A 17,911-nucleotide genomic window follows, 5' to 3' on the forward strand; every position below is an offset into this window, starting at 1 on the left:
GATGAAACATACAAGAATACATATAAATAAAAAAGCCCGCAGCCTGTTCCTGCTTTTAGGAATGCTGGCTGTGACGGTGTGGGGATATGGGAAGGACTCGGGAACTCTGAGTACTGACCATGTTACGCCTTTTGATTTAGCGTTTAATAATTTAAGAAATGAAGGTGACCCTTCTTCTAAAAATAAGTACCAAGGCTTTGTCCACGAAAAAGAAGAAATCATCTATTTGGCTCCCGGAGATAGGGTAATGGTTGAGTTATGTGGCACAGGAGGTGCACAGATAGACGATTATGTAAGATGGTACGTAGACCCTAATGCAACATATTTAAAAGATATAAAAGAGTATATGGATGTATATAGTCCTGTGAATAAAATCTTGGGAAATAAAGGTGAAGATGCAATGTTATCACCTAAGAAGGATAGTAAAAGTGGATATGACACTCAGTCTAGGTATCTTTATTATAAAGAAGAAGACAAGGACGAATTTGTTACAGGATATTTGCATCATACAGGGAGTTCTAATCCACAACTTCGTTATGTATATTTAAAAGCACCGAAAAAGTTTGAATCTGATGAATATGTTATCTACTGTGATCTTGGTAAAACTCTAAAATGGAATGAACATCTACATGATGAACTAACCGCCGGAACATACATAGCTAACCGAATCAATTTACGGCGCAAATATATTATTAGACCTGCTAAAAAGATGGCAGATGCTATACAAAAATATAATAAAGGTGAAGATTTAGGAGAAGAAGCCTCCTTTTTCGGCAAATACGAGATTCATGCACCAATAGAAGCCAATTATATAACTTTGCGATTGCCTCACGCATTGAGTAATTATTATACAGGTTCTGGAACGGCTTTGAAAAAACCTGAATACTTGTATTGGAGCTTTTACAAAAATGGCGAAGAGACTCCAGTTTATCAAGTTAAAACGGAGTATGAGAATGGGTATACTGATGGAGGAGGAGTAACATCTGAATGGAAGCAATGGGATGGACTAATTAAATTAGGTAGTCACAATGTCCATCTCCGTGCCCATGTCCTTGACGTGGCAATGAATATGCTGAAAATAGAAGATAAGACAACCCGACAGACATATACTGTTGTAGCTGCATTGGGAGATGAAAATAAGGCAGATACTGAAAAAGAGATAGTCACCATCACTCTGAATTTAGAGCCGAATTATAAGGCACTGACTGAAAAAGACTTTACGACAGCAAACAACCTTTATCAATTCCGTTCGGAAGAAATCTTGGAAAAATATTACAAATCCTTGGGGAATATTTCTTTTAATAATAATGAACAAGGAAAAGGAGAAGGATATAATGGGGAAAAAATAGTTGATAACCAAAGAAACTGTATACTCGAAAAATCAACACCATTAACGAATAAGAATAATATGGGTGTCGTACCTTTGCAACAAAACTATTCTAATTATGGGTTTGGAGCTCTTGCGAATAACAATACTAATAACAATGATATTAACCTAAGCGTATCAGGGTCTTACCAGCCCGGTCGTGGAGAATATGCCTTTATGCGGTCTATAGGGGTAGATGGTATTAATGGTAATGGGCAGTCTCTGAAAGACGAGGTAATGGTGGATAACAATGGCCCTTGGTATCATTTTACACCAAGCGAGGATGATACTTGGGGGCGTTCTCCCTTCTATGTTTACGACCGACGTTATCAAGTTCTTAAAGAGCACGGCTTCTTCATGTATGTCGATGCCGATGAATCCCCAGACTTGATTACCTTATTGCCGATAGACAACGCGGATATTACGTTGTGTAATGAAACACAAATTGTAGTGACTGCTTGGGTGTGTAATTTGAATAGATCCTCAAGTACGAAAAAAAGATTGATATCTGTGTCTGAGATTAAAGAAACACCTCATCAAGTCGATGGAAAGATTGAGGACGGAGAGGGTTCTATCCAATATCCCAAAGTAGCCGGAACAGACCTTGGCTTTACTTTCAAAGCTTTAAACCAGGATACTAACCAGGAAGAAATCATCTACAAATATTATAGTGGAGAGATTGAAAATAATGTGCGAACGGCTGATCCAAATGATGCACAATATAATAATAATAAAGGAGCCATACCAGCCGAATGGCAACAAATCTACATGTCATTCACTATCCCCAGTAAGAATTACACGAATTACAAACTCGAAGTAGCCAGCAACTGTCTGCATACCGATGGGGGCGACTTTGCCATCGACGATATCCGGGTGTATATGTCGCAGCCCCAAGTGAACTCCGTTCAGGAAAACCTGTGTGATGAAACATCTAGTCTTCTTATCAAGGCCAACTACGATCTGTTGCTGAATAATATTGGTTTGAATGAACAAAAGATGAATTTATCTGAGAGTGAGAAGATTCCTACTTGGTCACAACAGTCTTGGGAGTTAACAGCAGATGGAGACCACGGTGGCGATCCCCGCCATTATCACATGTATTATACGGTTGCTCAAAAGTATACACCTACTGAGCAAGATAACAAAACAGATAACGGATTCATCTCTGCCGATCAGAAAGGCTGGGTCGTGAAATATGGTGAGGACTATTGGAGATATTTGTTTTTAAATTATAATAACGAAGATAATTATGCTCCAAATGGTGCTGAAGATGCCTTTGGAACGGCTATCATTTCTGTGAATAAGTGGGATATACCAACATTTGAAGAGGTAGAAAAGGTTAAAAAAGAGATGGAGGATCGGAAGCTACAATTAGAAGATACAGAGATAGCTAAAAAGCTACGAACCCACGAACTCGCTTGGCTCGATACCGAAAATGATCAATACGTTGTTTTAGGTAAGTTAGCTATCGACTATGGTATTTTAACAGCAGGACACGAGTATTATATCCAACTCTTTCCGCATTTTATGACAGGAGTTGAGCGCCCCATGCCATCCGACAAATGTGCCATCTCCAATAAATTTAAAGTGGAAAAGTCGCATACGATTTATGTAAAGGCAGATGTGACAGGGGATGGTAAAGAATTAGATGGAACTACGATAGTCCCTGACGATGCATTCCTTTCCAGCGATCTGAAGATTTTGGATCTTAGCGAAAGGACAACAGACGGCGATGATGGCATTCCAACTGTCGGGAAATGGATAACCATAAAGGATATGTATTTCGATTGGTATTTGGGGGAGAAGGATGAGACAATCATGGATGCGTTGAGTATGTTCCGTAAGTACTATCAAAGTGAGATAGAAATAGACCAGATTAACGGAACGGAAGATTTTACAAATGTTATGGCACAGTCTATTAAGGATGCTATTACTGCTGGCAAATTATATCTTTTTCAAAATCAATTATCTCTTAAGGATATTGATGAGAACGTCGACTATTCAACCATTACACTGTTTCCGATTGATTTGGCTACAGCTATAAATACAGTCGGTGTTACAACTGACCCAGCAGGTTGGAGACCGGAAGAAGGTAAAGTTTATCAATACTGCGACGGCCCGTTCCAATTCTCCGTTCGCACTGGCGATCTTATCCCAGCAAGCGTCAACAGCATAATCCGTATTGGCTCTTGGCAGTTGGAAGAGTTGAAAAATGATAACCAAAAGTATTTGCGTATTCCTGTGTTTAATGCGGTTGGTAAATTAGAGGCAGCTATTAACACGGATGTTGTCTTAGCTGCAATTGATGAGAAGATAGTAAAGTCTACTTCAAACCCTGTTGTTGCTAAATTAAAGACGTTGGTTGTAAATGCTGAAAATAAAGTAGATGATGCAGATAATATTACTGACGACAAAATCAGCAAACTAGACCCTACAAGTAATTATCTCGATTTGGTATTTACAGGTGATGGGGTTAATCAAAAAGTTTTCGAAGAAGGCCATACCTACACCGTTAAATTCCACTACCAAAAAGTAGGGGCTTCGGGCACTAAGGCTAATGATAAAACAGCCGAACTACACATCAAAGTCGTCCCCAAATACCTGACTTGGAATGGCTCTGTAAGCTCCGACTGGAATGACGATGCGAACTGGGAACGTTCTAATCGAACAGATGATCTTTACTTTGACAATGGAGGTCCGCAACCTGATTTCAAGAAAGCCTTTGCTCCCATGAAAGGTTCCTATGTAACCATGAAGAAAATGGACGAAGGAACTGCGACAGTATTAGGACCTTTAGGCGATAAAAATGGATTAGGATTAGGTCAAGAGTTTGTTCTCAATCTAGAGGATAATGACATCCAATACGAAGTAGTGGCAGAAGATCCGTATGTCAATGATGAGTCAACAAACAGAAGTACAGATATTTGGCATGCTTCAGATCCAAACGACGGCAACCGCTACTACGCCATCTACTACTACGGCAACTGGTGTAAAGAGATCTACTTCAAGCCCGAAGCCATGTTGCAATACCAGCAACATCTGACATACGACAAAGCCTGGGTAGACTTCGAACTGACACCGGAACGTTGGTATCTGCTCTCTTCCCCATTGCAAGATGTGGTTTCGGGAGATATGTATTTGCCGGCAACGTCAGGTAAATTATTTGGCAGACAGGAGACGGAGGCGTTTAAAGATATCGAATATGATTATCAAAATAAAGGCAACGACCGCTTCAACCCGGCCGTCTACCAAAGAACGTGGAATGGTGCGGCTACTAATTATGGTTTCGATATGAATAAGTCTGATCTTATCATTCAAGGTGACTGGAGTAACCTGCATAACGATGTATATAAATCATATATACCGGGAACAGGATTCTCTGTCGGTGTACAGTTAAGGAGTGGAGAGATTCAGGAACCGAATACAAAAACGTTGTTCCGCCTGCCGAAAGCAGATGAGAAATATCAACTGCAAAGTAGTGAAAATACTGGTAGTTATACAGAAGTTACTCTACCTGATGATATAAAGGAGTTGCAACGTTCAAACAAGTTAGTAGAAATTAAGGGCGATAAGGTAGAAATAACAATACCGACAAGTATAACCCGACAAACAACGAATGAAGACTACCACCTAATCGGTAATCCGTTTATGGCAGCATTGGATATGTCTGAGTTCTTAAAAGAGAATACAGACAAGATAGAAAATGTAATTCGTTTGTTTACTGAAGAAGGGGAAAAGGTATATACCGTTACTGAAGATGGAACTACACTTTCCAACACTCCGGAGCAGATTTTCACTATCGCCCCTTTGCAAGGTTTCATGGTGAAAAAGACTGGAACTGATGAGGCTACAATCACTTTCAACACCAGCATGACAACCGTCGAGGAGGGTTCCGCCACACTCCGCTCTTTGCTGGCGGATGCCGAGCCGAAAGCCGCTTTCCCGCAACTGTTCATAACGGCTGAACGTGACGGGCAACAGAGTTCAGCGATGGTTGCCTGTCGCGAAGAGGTTTCGGTGGGCTATCGGGATGGTGAAGACATCGTTATGATTACGGATCCCGATCGCATGGAAGTGCCGACCGTCTATACATTGGCGGGCAATCGGGCGGTCATAATCCATTCAACACCGGATATGCACAATATACCATTGGGTATTTACAGTGACAGCAAGGATCCGGTGGTTGTTCGTTTCAGCGGTGTGGAAGCGTTTAGCGTTCCGGTCTATCTGTATGATGCCGAAACCCAAACGTCGACACTGATCGCATCGAGCAATCAGGAGCTGCCCCTTTCCGGCAACACCCACGGCCGCTACTTCCTGCGCTCCGACTACGTGCCGACCGACAACGATGTAGTGAAGGCAAAGGGAGCCATATCGATCTACTCGATGATGCCGGGGCAGGTGATTGTTTCGTCCATCGACCCGCTGACCCGTATTTGGGTCTACAACCTCTCCGGACAGTTGGTTACCAGCCGAAACAACTTGAATACACCGACTGCTTATATAGATGGACTGCTCCCCGGTCAAATCTATATCGTAAAGGCTGAGACTGCCAGCCAGGTACAGACGGAGAAAGTGGAAGTCCGATAACCCCTCTACATCTCTGAATATTAGAAAAAGCTGTGTTCTACTCTAATGGACACGGCTTCTTTTGTTTTTTACTACAAACACGCTTATTTTTCCATTGTAGAAAGCCACATCGATCGTATGAAGGTTCCGACAATCCGTACCTGTCAGCCAGGGCAGGCAAGGGAATTTATCCTTGCCAGTAAATAATAAAGATATGTACGAAGAATTAAAAGCCCTTTTCGGCAAAGAGACTCCATCCGTGAGAAAGTTTCAAAAAATCCTGAACGAGTTGCCACCCGCCCGTCGTCTGTATTATCTTCAATTGGCTTATAAGGCTGCCTTTTGCGAATGGAACGTGATGAATGTGCGCTACCGTTTGTTTTTGACTCACCTGTTTACCCGTGACTGGCAGCGTACGCTAAACTTTCTGCTGGAAAGTACTGTGCTCGGCACGTTGCAGTTCGACTTGCAGGAGCCGGAGATCATCCAGCGGTTTATCGGGCAACTGGAGAATCCGGAGTACAGCCCGAATCCTTCTTTTCTCCATCTTGCCTTTTCGCTGGCGCTGGTTTTTCCTTATCCCTGGTCGATTGGGTATCTGGGTGATAAGTTGCGGACACAAATCCTGACCTCGGAGGATCTTCTCCGATTGAATAAAGATACGCTTTTGGGTAGTGATCCGGGAGATAAATTCTATCGTGACTATAAAGAAGCAATGAAAAACAGAGACAGGAAACTTCGCTGAAGTATTGGTTGGAAGGAACGGGAACATTGTATAAAATGAATGCAAAAAAACCGGAGATGATGATGCCACGATAATAACAGCAAAGAGTGGATAAGAGGGGCTATTGTCTGTATGTACAACTATAGCGTGCAGAGTTGTCGTTATTATGGCAGAATCTGTTTTTCTTACTCTTATATATTGTCAGTGTGTCCCGATTACGGGCATATAACTACAAATATAGGTATTATGGCAATGAAGTTTAAATTGGTTACCAGAAAAAACATGGGGCCGGATCAGAAAGACATTCCTGAGAAGAAGTATGCGCAGATGGTGTGTGGCGATTATGTTCCTTTTGAAGATTTTTTGGAGGAAGTAGGCGATAGCACCGGGGTGGGTAGCGCTGGCTCGAAAGCAGTGATTGACCGTATGGTGGTGGTTTTGGTTCGTCATCTGCGGCATGGGCGTAGAGTCCAGGTGGGGGAATTGGGGCATTTCCGGTATAACTTCGGTTCGTCGGGAGTCGAGAAAGAGGATGATTTTGTCACCAGTATGATCCGCGAACCTCGTGTTCGTTTCTATCCGGGGAAAGCATTGCGTGTAGCGAAGAGTCGTACGAGCTTCGAGAAGATTTCCCTTACTGAAAAAGCTGAAGAAGGGGATGATGACGACAGACCGGTGATCGAGTGAGTTGACAGTTGACAAGTGACAGTTGACAGTTAAAAGACGGAGATTATGAAACGGTTGACGGTTCAGTTGATTATTGCAATCCTGCTCACATTGAGCGGGATTGTTCTTCTCTTCAGCGGATTCTGGATCGATCCTCAGGGATTGATCGATAGTAGCGTATTGGTGGCTTTCGGGGAGATCAGTACGTTTGCGGGTGCCCTTTTCGGGGTGGATTATTCCTATAAATTTAAAATCAAAAACAATGAATAACACAAATCACAAAACCATGTTGAGCGAACATTTCTCGCTCGAAGAATTTACTTATAGCCGCATCGCTGTGGAGAATGCACTGGATAATACGCCGCCTGCCGAAGCAAAGTCGGCTTTGCAGCATCTGGTCACCTGTCTGCTGGAGCCTTTACGCCAATTATATAAAGCTCCGATTGCTATCCTGAGTGGATATCGCAGTGAAACGGTAAACCGTCTGGCGGGTGGTGTTCCTGCGAGCCAGCACCGGAAAGGGGAAGCCGCGGATTGTTATGTTGTCGGAGGTCCGGAGAAGCTGCTCTCTCTTTTGAAAAGTTCGGGATTGGTTTTCGATCAGGCTATTTTGTATAAGCGGCGTCGTTTCCTGCATCTTTCATTGAAAAAGGAGGGGAGAAACCGGATGCAGGTGCTGGTTTATATGGTTTGTGTGATTTGTTTGTTTTCGGGGTGCGGCATAAGGAGGAATGTAAAACAATCGGAAAATTACAGTCATGAAGATTCGGCTTATTGGGTTTGTAATGACAGCTTATTATTACAAAAACATTCCATTCTGCGTGATTCCTTATCCTGGGAAGTAAAACGAATAGAATATCTTCCGCCGGATAGTTCCGGCAGGCAGTATCTGCAAAGTGTCGCTATCGCCCGGCTTCTTCATTCTGGTAGCAGAACGGATAGTCTTACTGCTCGATCCTCTTCGCAACAATCTTATTCCACACGTATGGTTGAGCAAGTTTATACACAGAAAGATCGCTCTGTAATAAGTCGTAGAGCGATCTTTTGGTTTACTGTTAGTGTTTGTCTTCTTATTATGGGGATTATTTATGTCAGAAGAAAGCGATTTCTTTATAATATGTATTGTAACCTTTTCCGGAGAACTTGAGAGAACACAATCTGTAATTTGGGTTATATTACCCGTAATTCGTCTACAAATAATCTCTTTGTGACCAGCTACTTTTGTAACATGAAAAATAATTAATTGAATTATGGAAATTATTAAGAACAAAGAGTATGAAGGCGAACGTCCTTTATTTGCTACACACGATTTACAACTGGAAAATGTAACGATTCATACTGGCGAATCTGCTTTAAAAGAATGCAGTAATATCATTGCGGTAAACTGCCGCTTCGAGGGTAAATATCCCTTTTGGCATAACGATGGTTTTATCGTGAAGAATTGCCTTTTTACCGATGGTGCACGCGCTGCCCTGTGGTATTCACGGAACCTGCAAATGAGTGACACTATTGTAGAAGCTCCGAAGATGTTCCGTGATATGGATGGGATCAAGTTAGAGAATGTGCGACTATCCAATGCGTTGGAAACGCTCTGGCATTGCCGTAACGTAGAACTGAAGAATGTACAGATCGACAAAGCAGATTACCTGTTTATGCACGGAGAGAATATCCGTATTGAGAATTACAGTCAGAATGGAAACTATTCATTCCAGTATTGTAAGAATGTAGAAATCCGTAATGCCGTTATCAATTCGAAAGATGCTTTCTGGAACACTGAAAATGTGACCGTGTATGATTCCGAACTGACCGGTGAATATCTGGGATGGCACTCACATAACCTGCGTCTGGTAAATTGCAAGATATCCGGGACACAAGCCCTTTGCTATGCGCATGACCTGGTAATGGAGAACTGTACAATGGCGGATGATGCTGATCTCTGTTTTGAATATAGCAGTGTGCAGGCAACTATTAATAGCCCTGTACATAGCGTGAAGAATCCGCGTACCGGACGTATCACGGCTGAATATTACAATGAAATCATCATCGATGAAAACATCCTGAAGCCGGCAAACTGTGAACTGAGACTGTGGGATAACGTAACTTGCTTCAATCAATGAAATACAATTTTGACGAACTGATTCCCCGTCGCAGAAGTAACTCCTATAAATGGGATACGGCGAAAGAAGAGGATGTCCTGCCCATGTGGGTAGCCGATATGGATTTCCGTACGGCTCCCTGTGTGGTTGATGCATTGCGCAGGCGGGTGGAACATGGCATTTTCGGTTATACCAAAGTGCCGGCCGCTTATTATGAAGCTGTAACGAACTGGTTCACGAGACGGCATGGTTGGCTGATAGAGGAAGACTGGATTATTTATACTTCAGGGGTAGTTCCGGCCTTGTCTGCTGTAATCAAAGCACTCACCCTGCCGGGCGATCGTGTATTGGTACAGACACCGGTCTATAATTGCTTTTTCTCCTCTATTCGAAATAACGGTTGCGAAGTGGCCGTCAATCCTCTTCTTTATACCGATGGAACTTACCGGATTGATTTCGAAGGTTTGGAAAGAGAAGCCTCCGACCCAAAAGTCAAATTATTACTTTTATGTAACCCACATAATCCGGCAGGCAGGGTTTGGACCCGGGAGGAACTGACGCGTATCGGCGAGATTTGTTTTCGGAATGATGTATTGGTTATCGCCGATGAAATTCATTGTGAATTGGTTTTCCCGGGACATACTTATACGCCTTTCGCCTCCATTTCGAAAGACTTCCTGATGAATTCCGTTACCTGCATTTCACCGAGTAAGGCATTCAACCTGGCGGGATTACAGATAGCAAACATTATTTCTGCTAATGAATATGTACGTATGAAAATAGACAAGGCCATCAATGCCAACGAGGTCTGCGATGTGAATCCTTTTGGTGTTGAAGCCTTGATTGCCGCTTACAATGAGGGTGCAGAATGGCTGGAAGAACTTAAACAATACCTGCTGGATAATTACAATTATCTGAAAAGTTATTTTGAAAAATATCTTCCCCATTTGAAAGTATTACCATTGGAAGGCACTTATCTGGTTTGGGTAGATTGTTCTGCCCTGAAACAATCTTCAGAAGAAATAGTAAAAACTTTGCTGGATAAGGAAAAGCTGTTGGTAAACGACGGGAATATGTATGGTGAAGCTGGTAAAGATTTCATTCGCATCAATATTGCTTGTCCGAGAGCACTTCTGATCGATGGTTTGGGCAGGCTTAAGCGTGTACTGAATTAGTTATAAGACTCAGTGAAATATTTATAAATCACCTCAGATATAGAGGATATGATCTTTGCATTTGTTTCCATGCTCTCATTCGAATCTTTGATAAATACAGCAACAGTGTATCTGCTTCCATTCGGGAGCAGAACAAAACCGATATCGTTTGTTCCAATGAATTGTCCCTTTGCATTCAGATCGCTGGTACCGGTTTTGTGTCCTATCACTGCGTCAGTTTTTAATAATGGCTGGGGGAGACGGTCTTTTCCGGTTTCACATTCGATCATGATGTTTTTGAGGAATTCCTGATATTCATCTTTGAATAATGACCGGGTAAGTAGAATTTCTAATAAACGGGCAGCTTCCAACGGTGTACTCCAGTTCAGGTAGCAAGCAGATAAATCCTGATGCATATCATCTTCGGTGATTACAATGGAAAATTGCTGTATACCTAATGAACGGATATATTTGTCCGCAACTGAAGGACCACCTATATATTTGAATAAGACGTCGCAGGCAATATTGTCACTTAGCTGAATAATGTATTTCAACAGTTCGTTGATCGGAAGGGAAATATTACCCTGGGGATATTTATCGCGTAACGGACTGTAAGTGTTTTCAATTATATCCTCTTTCTCAATCCGTATTGGGGTATCGAGAGGCAGATTATTTTGCTGCAGATAATTGAGTACCGCCAATGCCTGATGAAACTTGAATACACTCATCATCGGATACCGGTCTTCATTATTAATGGTAACAGTATCTTTACCATTTAATATGATACCTACACCTATCCGGGCTTTTTTATCTTTGATAATTTCCTGAATATTGGCTTTTAATTGCTCTGATTGTGCTTGTAAACCAGTTATGTAACAGAGGCTGCAAAGGGCGAGAAGAATAATACGTAAGTGTTTCATGAATATAAAATAAATAGCTTTTATACCGCAAGGCTTTCTTTTATTTCCAACTGATAAGCTCTTCCTCTGTCGGTCGTTATTTTCAGATTGCTGTTATCCTCCACCAACGGACGCAGGCGGCGGATCAAAGTGTTCAGTGTTTCGTCGGCATTGTCTTTACCCGGCCATAGCGTATCACAGATATCTGCTCTGGGCAGGATATGAGAGGAGGAAAGGAAAAACATTTCCATAACCTTATATTGTTGCGGGGTAAGTTTCAATTTCTCCCGGTCTTCTTTATAGAAGCAGGCATGGCGACAAGAGAATGTAAGATTACCGAAAACCAGTGTTTTCTCTTCTTGTGGCAGACTTGTGCTTCTGCGACGGAATAAAAAGATAGAAAGGGCACCGGACAGGATAGCTGCTATCAGCAGTACTAAAGGAGTCCGTTTATCTGTAAGTGCCAGAATATCCTTAGTCGAATAATTGATATATCCTTGAAAAGATATTCCTAATTCTTCCTGTGATGCTTCGGGGAGATTTAAATTAGCGCTCAGCCAGATAACGGTATCGCTTGCCAGGTAATTCTGTGCCTGATCTTTTTCAGGAGTTACGTATGCGATAGATTTATCCGTCGCTTTCTTATTTTTTACGTGAACGATAATACCGCTTTTCTCTTTCAGCTGTTCAAACTTCAATGCTTCGGCAAAATCTTTATTATAACTCTCGATAGAAACCGGATTTCCGAAAACGGCAGACAAGCGCGAATAAGTCTTGAGTGTATCCTGGTTCATCCATTGTTCGGAGTTTTGCATAATGGTCTGCTGCAATGCCTGGTTCAGATCCGAAACGATTGCTTTCTGTGTTTCCGAATAATTGTGAAAGCCGAAACTGAATGATAGTACAAGCATGCAGGCTGTAAAAATAACCGATAGATTTGCTGCTAACCGTGTGTTCATCGTTTTTCTTTTATTAACGCCCGAAGATAAGAATTTATTGTAAGATTCGGATAAATAAAAATTAGTACCTTTGTATTCCTAAAAAGAGAAGGTACGTGGAAGAATATCTGGATCAACTGAATGAGAGTCAGCGCGAAGCTGTTATATATAACGAGGGACCGTCGCTGGTGATTGCCGGCGCCGGTTCCGGTAAGACAAGAGTACTTACTTATAAGATTGCTTATCTGGTACATCTGGGGTTGGCACCTCAAAGCATTCTGGCACTTACTTTTACCAACAAAGCGGCGCGTGAAATGAAAGAACGTATTGCCAAGATAACCGGTGACCAGACGGCACGCCGGTTGTGGATGGGAACGTTCCACTCGATCTTCTCACGTATCCTTCGTTATGAAGCAGAACATATCGGTTATCCTTCCAATTTCACGATTTACGATGCTGCCGATTCGAAAAGTTTATTGAAGGCTATTATCAAAGAGATGCAGCTGGACGACAAAGTGTATCGTATCGGAATGATACAAAGCCGCATTTCGAATGCTAAGAATGCGCTGGTTACTTGGAAGGCTTACGAGCAGTCTAAGGAGTTGATGCAACACGATATAGACTCGAAAGTCCCTTTGTTGCGTGAAATATATAAACGTTATCAGAATCGTTGCCAGCAGGCAGGAGCGATGGATTTCGACGATTTGTTGCTTCAGACGAATATCCTGTTCCGCGATCATCCGCAGGTATTGGATAAATACCGTAGCTTTTTTCAGTTTGTATTGGTCGACGAGTATCAGGATACCAACTTTGCCCAACATTTGATCGTCCAGAAGCTTTGTGAGCAACACCGCCGTATTTGTGTGGTGGGAGATGATGCTCAGAGTATCTATTCTTTCCGCGGAGCCAATATCGATAATATCCTGCAATTCAAAAATCAATATCCGGGTTGCCGTATCTTTAAACTGGAACGTAATTATCGTTCTACACAGAATATTGTGAATGCAGCAAACAGCTTGATCCATAAAAATAAAGAACAGATATTCAAGAACGTATATTCAGAAAAGGAGCAAGGCAGTAAAGTCCGTGTCTCTTCTTCCTATTCCGATTATGAAGAAGGATACGCTGTGGCCGCTATGATCAATGAAATGCGGATGCGCAAGGATTATGATTATTCCGAATTTGCCATCCTGTACCGGACAAATGCCCAGTCTCGTATTTTGGAAGAGGCGCTTCGCAAAAGAGGAATACCTTATAAGATATACGGCGGTTTGTCTTTCTATCAGCGTAAAGAGGTGAAAGATGTGATTTCATATTTACGTCTGATTATCAATCCTCATGATGAGGAAGCATTCAAACGTGTTATTAATTATCCATCGAGAGGGATCGGGGACACGACGGTTAATAAAATAATTAGTGCTGCGACCGAAAATAACGTAAGTCTTTGGACGGTTTTGAATGCTCCAATAGACTATGCGTTGCCGATCAATAGCGGTACAGCGAAGAAATTATCTGATTTCCGTGAAATGATCGAACGTTTTATACAAGAGAATGAACGTCTTTCCGCAGAAGAAATGGCGGCAATGGTTGTGAAGGAAAGTGGAATAGTCAGTTCACTTTTTCAGGATCGTTCGGTAGAAGGAATCAGTAAGCAGGAGAATCTGCAGGAATTATTGAAAGGTATCGCCGAGTTCTGTGAACTGAGACGTGAGGAAGGTGTCGAACAGGTTTCTTTGGCGGACTTCCTTTCCGAAGTATCTTTGTTGACCGATCAGGATAATGACAAAGACGAACAGGCGAATAAAGTAACTATGATGACGGTTCATGCTGCCAAAGGGCTGGAATTCAGGAATGTGTTTGTTGTCGGTTTGGAAGAAGAGTTGTTCCCGTCTTCCATGTCGAAAGATAATCCGCGTGCGGTGGAGGAAGAGCGCCGTTTATTTTATGTGGCAATCACTCGTGCCGAGGAAAACTGTGTGCTGACTTATGCGAAGAGCCGTTTTCGGAACGGACAGAGTGCCATGTGTTCTCCCAGTCGTTTCCTGAAAGATATCGATGTGCAATTTTTGGAACTTCCGGCTGATACGTCGGCAGATACGTTTGCTGTTGCTCGCGAACGGTTCGAGCGTCCGGCTTTTTCTTCTCCGTTCCAGCAGCCGCGGGCTGTGGAGAAAGAAGAATCTTCTTTCATTTCTCCGGTGGCGCAGGCACAGCAACGTCAACGTCTGACAAGAGTAGAAACAGCAACTTCCAAGCCTGTGACGTCTTCTGCTCCCGCATCCGATCTTTCCGGCTTACGTGTCGGAGCCAAAGTACGTCATGATCGTTTCGGTGAAGGAGAGGTTATTGCTATTGAGGGAGATGGTGGCAATGCTAAAGCAACGGTGGCATTCATCCATTTTGGACAAAAGCAATTGCTACTAAAGTTTGCCCGGTTGACAATTGTTGAATAAGTTATAACAGGTTGTTTATTTTTTGTTTGGTATGTGGGTTGCTGGGGCGTACCACTGTTCCGTAATCTACAATAACTCCTTCGCGGTTGATCAACAGGTAGTGAGGATACCCTTTTAGTGCCAGTCGATTTTGTATTTTCAAAAACGAGTTATTATCAGTCATGTCGGTATAATGCAAGCATTCTATTCCGGACTGTTTGAGTTCTTGTCGTTTGATAATATCTTCATATGTTTTTTTGTCTTCTTTAGAACCACTGGCACAGATGCTTATCATGGCAACATCTTCCGGAGAATATTCTTTACGAAGTTTTTTTAATGGCTCCATTTCTGCTAAACAAGGTGGGCAAAAGGTTGTCCAAAAGTCTATATAGATAACTTTCCCTTTATGTTTGTCTAATATATCATAGATCGGTTTCATGTAATCCATATGAGTTTCTAAAACCTGTTTGTCGGAATAATTGCCGTAAAGCATGTAGTCGGATACGGTACGCGGATTTTTTAGAAAGTCTTTTTTATTTTGGAAAGCCGCATGAAGTGTCTGCTTTAAAACCGGGATATGTACGATTGAGTCCAGTTGGCCCCGTCGTTGGGAGAAGAGTAAAGTGTCGTTAGCCTCCAATGATTGGGAGACGGATGCTGCAAAAATATACTGTTTGGTATTCTTTCCAGTTGGATAGTTTATAAAGTCATCGAACGTAGCTCTCTTATTTTCTTTGTAGAAGGTCTTGCTGAAGATAAAAGAGTTGACGACTTCTGCCAATTTGAATATGTTGGATGGAATAATTTCGCCTTCGAAAAGGGAGTCCGTTTTAGCTAATAGCTCCTGTTCGTTGTATCCGGATATATCTTTTTTTCTCCAAAGTTGTTCGTTTAGGTAGTCGATCAAACATCTATAATAATCAATCTTTAATAATTTGTCGGTATATTCCTGGATTACATTGTCTGGCTGGAAGGTTTCGATAAATTCCTGTCTGCGTTTTAAACGTTGCTGATATTCTTGCTGAAGTTCTTTATTGAATGCTTCCGGCTCTTGATCCCGTCGGATAGAATAGACTTCTATGTAATAACGTCCGCTTTGTGCAAACATATTTATCAGTTGATTCCTTTTCTCTTCATTTCCGAATACTTTTGGATTTAATAAGTCTTTAAAATTTATTTCCACATGCAGGCTGTCGCCCGGACTGACGAGTAGGTGATCGGCATATTTATGGATTTGCACATTGCGCAGTTGTGCATATGGAGAAAAACGAAACGAAAAACTTCCGTCTTCAGCAATAGGGACAATATACTTTGTCTCCTGACCACGGAAAAACGGAACGATGAGTGTTAAGTCTTTTTCCTGCGGGTAAAAATCACTGTTCAAGACTTTTCCGGTAATAATAACTTTCTTCGAGTAATCCTTATATTCTTTGTCGGATGAATTACAAGACAGGCATAAAAAAGGAATCAGAGGTAATAATAGTCGTTTCATGGTATTCGGGATTACAGGTACTTTGTAAACAAAAGTACGATTTTATATCGAGTAAGGAGTACGAATCTAATAAAAATCTATACTTTTGTAGTACTAACTACTAATAAATAAAAGTATTCCCTTTTTCGAGAGGGCGGGGCATGTTATCTTTATTATCGCCTGGCAGCATTTTGAAGATTTCATGCCTTCTTTGTGTCTACTCAAAAAAGGGAATATGTGTTAAACCGGATTGACTATTGTAATCTGAAAATAACAGGAACTGTATAAGCAATTCTTATAATTTCGCCATCCTTATTTTTACCCGGAGTCCATTTGGGCATTGACTTTGCAACCCGCACAGCTTCTGCATCTAAAGATGGAGAGACGCTGCGTGCTACTTTGATATCTGATATACTACCGTCTTTTTCTACGATAAATGTCAGGGTCACTCTTCCTTCTTCTTTCTTTTCAAAAGCTTCAGCCGGATATTTTATACTTGTGGCTAAAAACTGCAATAGTTTTCCCTGTCCACCAGGAAATTCAGGCATTACTTCACAAACAGTGTACACTTTATCATCCTGAGGTAGCGATACCTCCTCTGTTTTTTCCGGGACAAACTCGGGAGTCGTGACAGTAACAGGTGCTTTAGAGGCTTCCGTTGTCCGGTTATTTACAATCCGGGCCATTACATCGATGTTGTTGAATAGCAACATGGCAGCGGCCACCGGAATTAATGCCAGATACTTTACTTTTCCGACATTCTTCGTTCTTTTTTTGTTTAACATAGAAATTCTCTTTTTTAATGGTAAGACACTAAAATTATTATATAGATTTGCTATAGCCATATTTGAATGCTCCATTCCTATAAGGTGATACTGATATTCTTTTTTATTATATCCGGCATACATAACCTCTTGATCTGCCAAATATTCCAGATTTATATTAATCTCCTTCTTAAAGTACCAGGCAAACGGATTTATCCAACAAATAATCGAAACAAGTTCCCCAAGTAAAACATCGAAAGAATGCATTTGCCGGGTATGTGCCGTTTCATGCTGAAGTATTTCTCCCAGTACAAGTTTGTTTTGAGGTTTGGTTGGAATAAAGATCCATTTGAAGAAAGAGTAAGGTTCTTCTGTTTCCGGAATCAGACATACTTTAATTCCGTTTATCAAGCCCTTTTTACTCCGACGATAAGTGACGAACAAGTTTATCATTTCAGCAAAACACCGGATGGTTAAGAGCAAGACTCCGGCTAAGTAAACTATGATAAAACAGTTCATTACGACTTTTCCCCAATCTGCATTTACTTCCTCGGTTGTCTTGTTTATGTGGGTTGTTGCTTCGACGATAATATCTTTAGGTAAAATCGTTGAATAATAGGATACCATTTCCGATATAGTCGGGCGTGTCGACAACCAATTGCTGATATCTGGCAATTGATATAGAAAAGCAACCAGTAACATACCTAATAACGTTATTCGTCTCAGTCCGAAAAATGTATCATTACGGAACAACAGACGGTAGCTTATATAAAGTAAAGCCAACGCCAGGTTTGCCTTGATAAAATAGATAAATAGCGGCGTCATAACAGTT

At 41.6% G+C, this 17,911-nt stretch carries 11 protein-coding genes and 1 pseudogene; 8 read left to right on the top strand and 4 right to left on the bottom strand.

The window, feature by feature from the left end; genetic code table 11:
* Position 1: 1 nt before the first annotated feature.
* The 7 genes and pseudogenes from DXD68_RS00915 to DXD68_RS00945 all read left to right on the top strand — a co-directional run bounded on the left by DXD68_RS00915 (position 2) and on the right by DXD68_RS00945 (position 10,596).
* Entirely contained in the window at positions 2 to 5,956 is a 5,955-nt protein-coding gene (locus tag DXD68_RS00915) for a T9SS type A sorting domain-containing protein (RefSeq protein WP_122359886.1), read from the top strand.
* Between the two features lie 193 nt (positions 5,957 to 6,149).
* The gene (locus DXD68_RS00920; protein ID WP_122359887.1) at positions 6,150 to 6,680 is read left to right on the top strand and encodes a hypothetical protein; all 531 of its coding nucleotides are present in this window, start codon (positions 6,150 to 6,152) and stop codon (positions 6,678 to 6,680) included.
* Positions 6,681 to 6,791: 111 nt separating this feature from the next.
* Complete coding sequence (locus tag DXD68_RS00925) at positions 6,792 to 7,346, top strand: HU family DNA-binding protein (RefSeq protein WP_233576955.1); 555 nt, start codon at positions 6,792 to 6,794, stop codon at positions 7,344 to 7,346.
* Positions 7,347 to 7,391: 45 nt separating this feature from the next.
* Positions 7,392 to 7,595 carry a hypothetical protein gene (locus tag DXD68_RS00930; RefSeq protein ID WP_122359889.1) on the top strand — a complete coding sequence of 68 codons (204 nt, stop codon included), beginning with the start codon at positions 7,392 to 7,394 and terminating at the stop codon, positions 7,593 to 7,595.
* A pseudogene (locus DXD68_RS24775) lies at positions 7,588 to 8,010 on the top strand (D-Ala-D-Ala carboxypeptidase family metallohydrolase); the annotation flags it as partial. The gene DXD68_RS00930 and the pseudogene DXD68_RS24775, both read left to right, overlap by 8 nt.
* 565 nt (positions 8,011 to 8,575) lie before the next feature.
* Positions 8,576 to 9,442 carry a DUF3737 family protein gene (locus DXD68_RS00940; RefSeq protein WP_122359891.1) on the top strand — a complete coding sequence of 289 codons (867 nt, stop codon included), beginning with the start codon at positions 8,576 to 8,578 and terminating at the stop codon, positions 9,440 to 9,442.
* On the top strand, positions 9,439 to 10,596 hold the full coding sequence (locus tag DXD68_RS00945) for a MalY/PatB family protein (RefSeq protein WP_122359892.1): 1,158 nt from the start codon (positions 9,439 to 9,441) through the stop codon (positions 10,594 to 10,596). Before DXD68_RS00940 ends, DXD68_RS00945 begins: the two co-directional genes overlap by 4 nt.
* Here the strand turns inward: DXD68_RS00945 and bla are convergent.
* Positions 10,593 to 11,495, bottom strand: coding sequence for a class A beta-lactamase, subclass A2 (gene bla, locus DXD68_RS00950; protein ID WP_122359893.1), 903 nt, complete (start codon positions 11,493 to 11,495; stop codon positions 10,593 to 10,595). The two genes, DXD68_RS00945 and bla, sit on opposite strands and share 4 nt — an antisense overlap.
* A gap of 20 nt (positions 11,496 to 11,515) precedes the next feature.
* Positions 11,516 to 12,433 (bottom strand): helix-turn-helix domain-containing protein, encoded by a 918-nt coding sequence (locus tag DXD68_RS00955; RefSeq protein WP_122359894.1) that lies wholly within the window; start codon positions 12,431 to 12,433, stop codon positions 11,516 to 11,518.
* A gap of 95 nt (positions 12,434 to 12,528) precedes the next feature.
* Between DXD68_RS00955 and DXD68_RS00960 the strand changes: the two genes are divergently transcribed.
* Positions 12,529 to 14,865: an ATP-dependent helicase gene (locus DXD68_RS00960; RefSeq protein ID WP_122359895.1), complete on the top strand. Its 2,337-nt coding sequence runs from the start codon at positions 12,529 to 12,531 to the stop codon at positions 14,863 to 14,865.
* A gap of 1 nt (position 14,866) precedes the next feature.
* Here DXD68_RS00960 and DXD68_RS00965 read toward each other — a convergent pair whose 3' ends face one another.
* Complete coding sequence (locus DXD68_RS00965) at positions 14,867 to 16,336, bottom strand: TlpA family protein disulfide reductase (protein WP_122359896.1); 1,470 nt, start codon at positions 16,334 to 16,336, stop codon at positions 14,867 to 14,869.
* 233 nt (positions 16,337 to 16,569) lie between these two features.
* Positions 16,570 to 17,904, bottom strand: a complete 1,335-nt coding sequence (locus DXD68_RS00970) for a TonB family protein (RefSeq protein WP_122359897.1) — start codon at positions 17,902 to 17,904, stop codon at positions 16,570 to 16,572.
* Positions 17,905 to 17,911: the final 7 nt, after the last annotated feature.

Origin of the sequence: Parabacteroides sp. TM07-1AC (assembly GCF_003480915.1) — a bacterium.
Lineage (GTDB): Bacteria > Bacteroidota > Bacteroidia > Bacteroidales > Tannerellaceae > Parabacteroides > Parabacteroides chongii.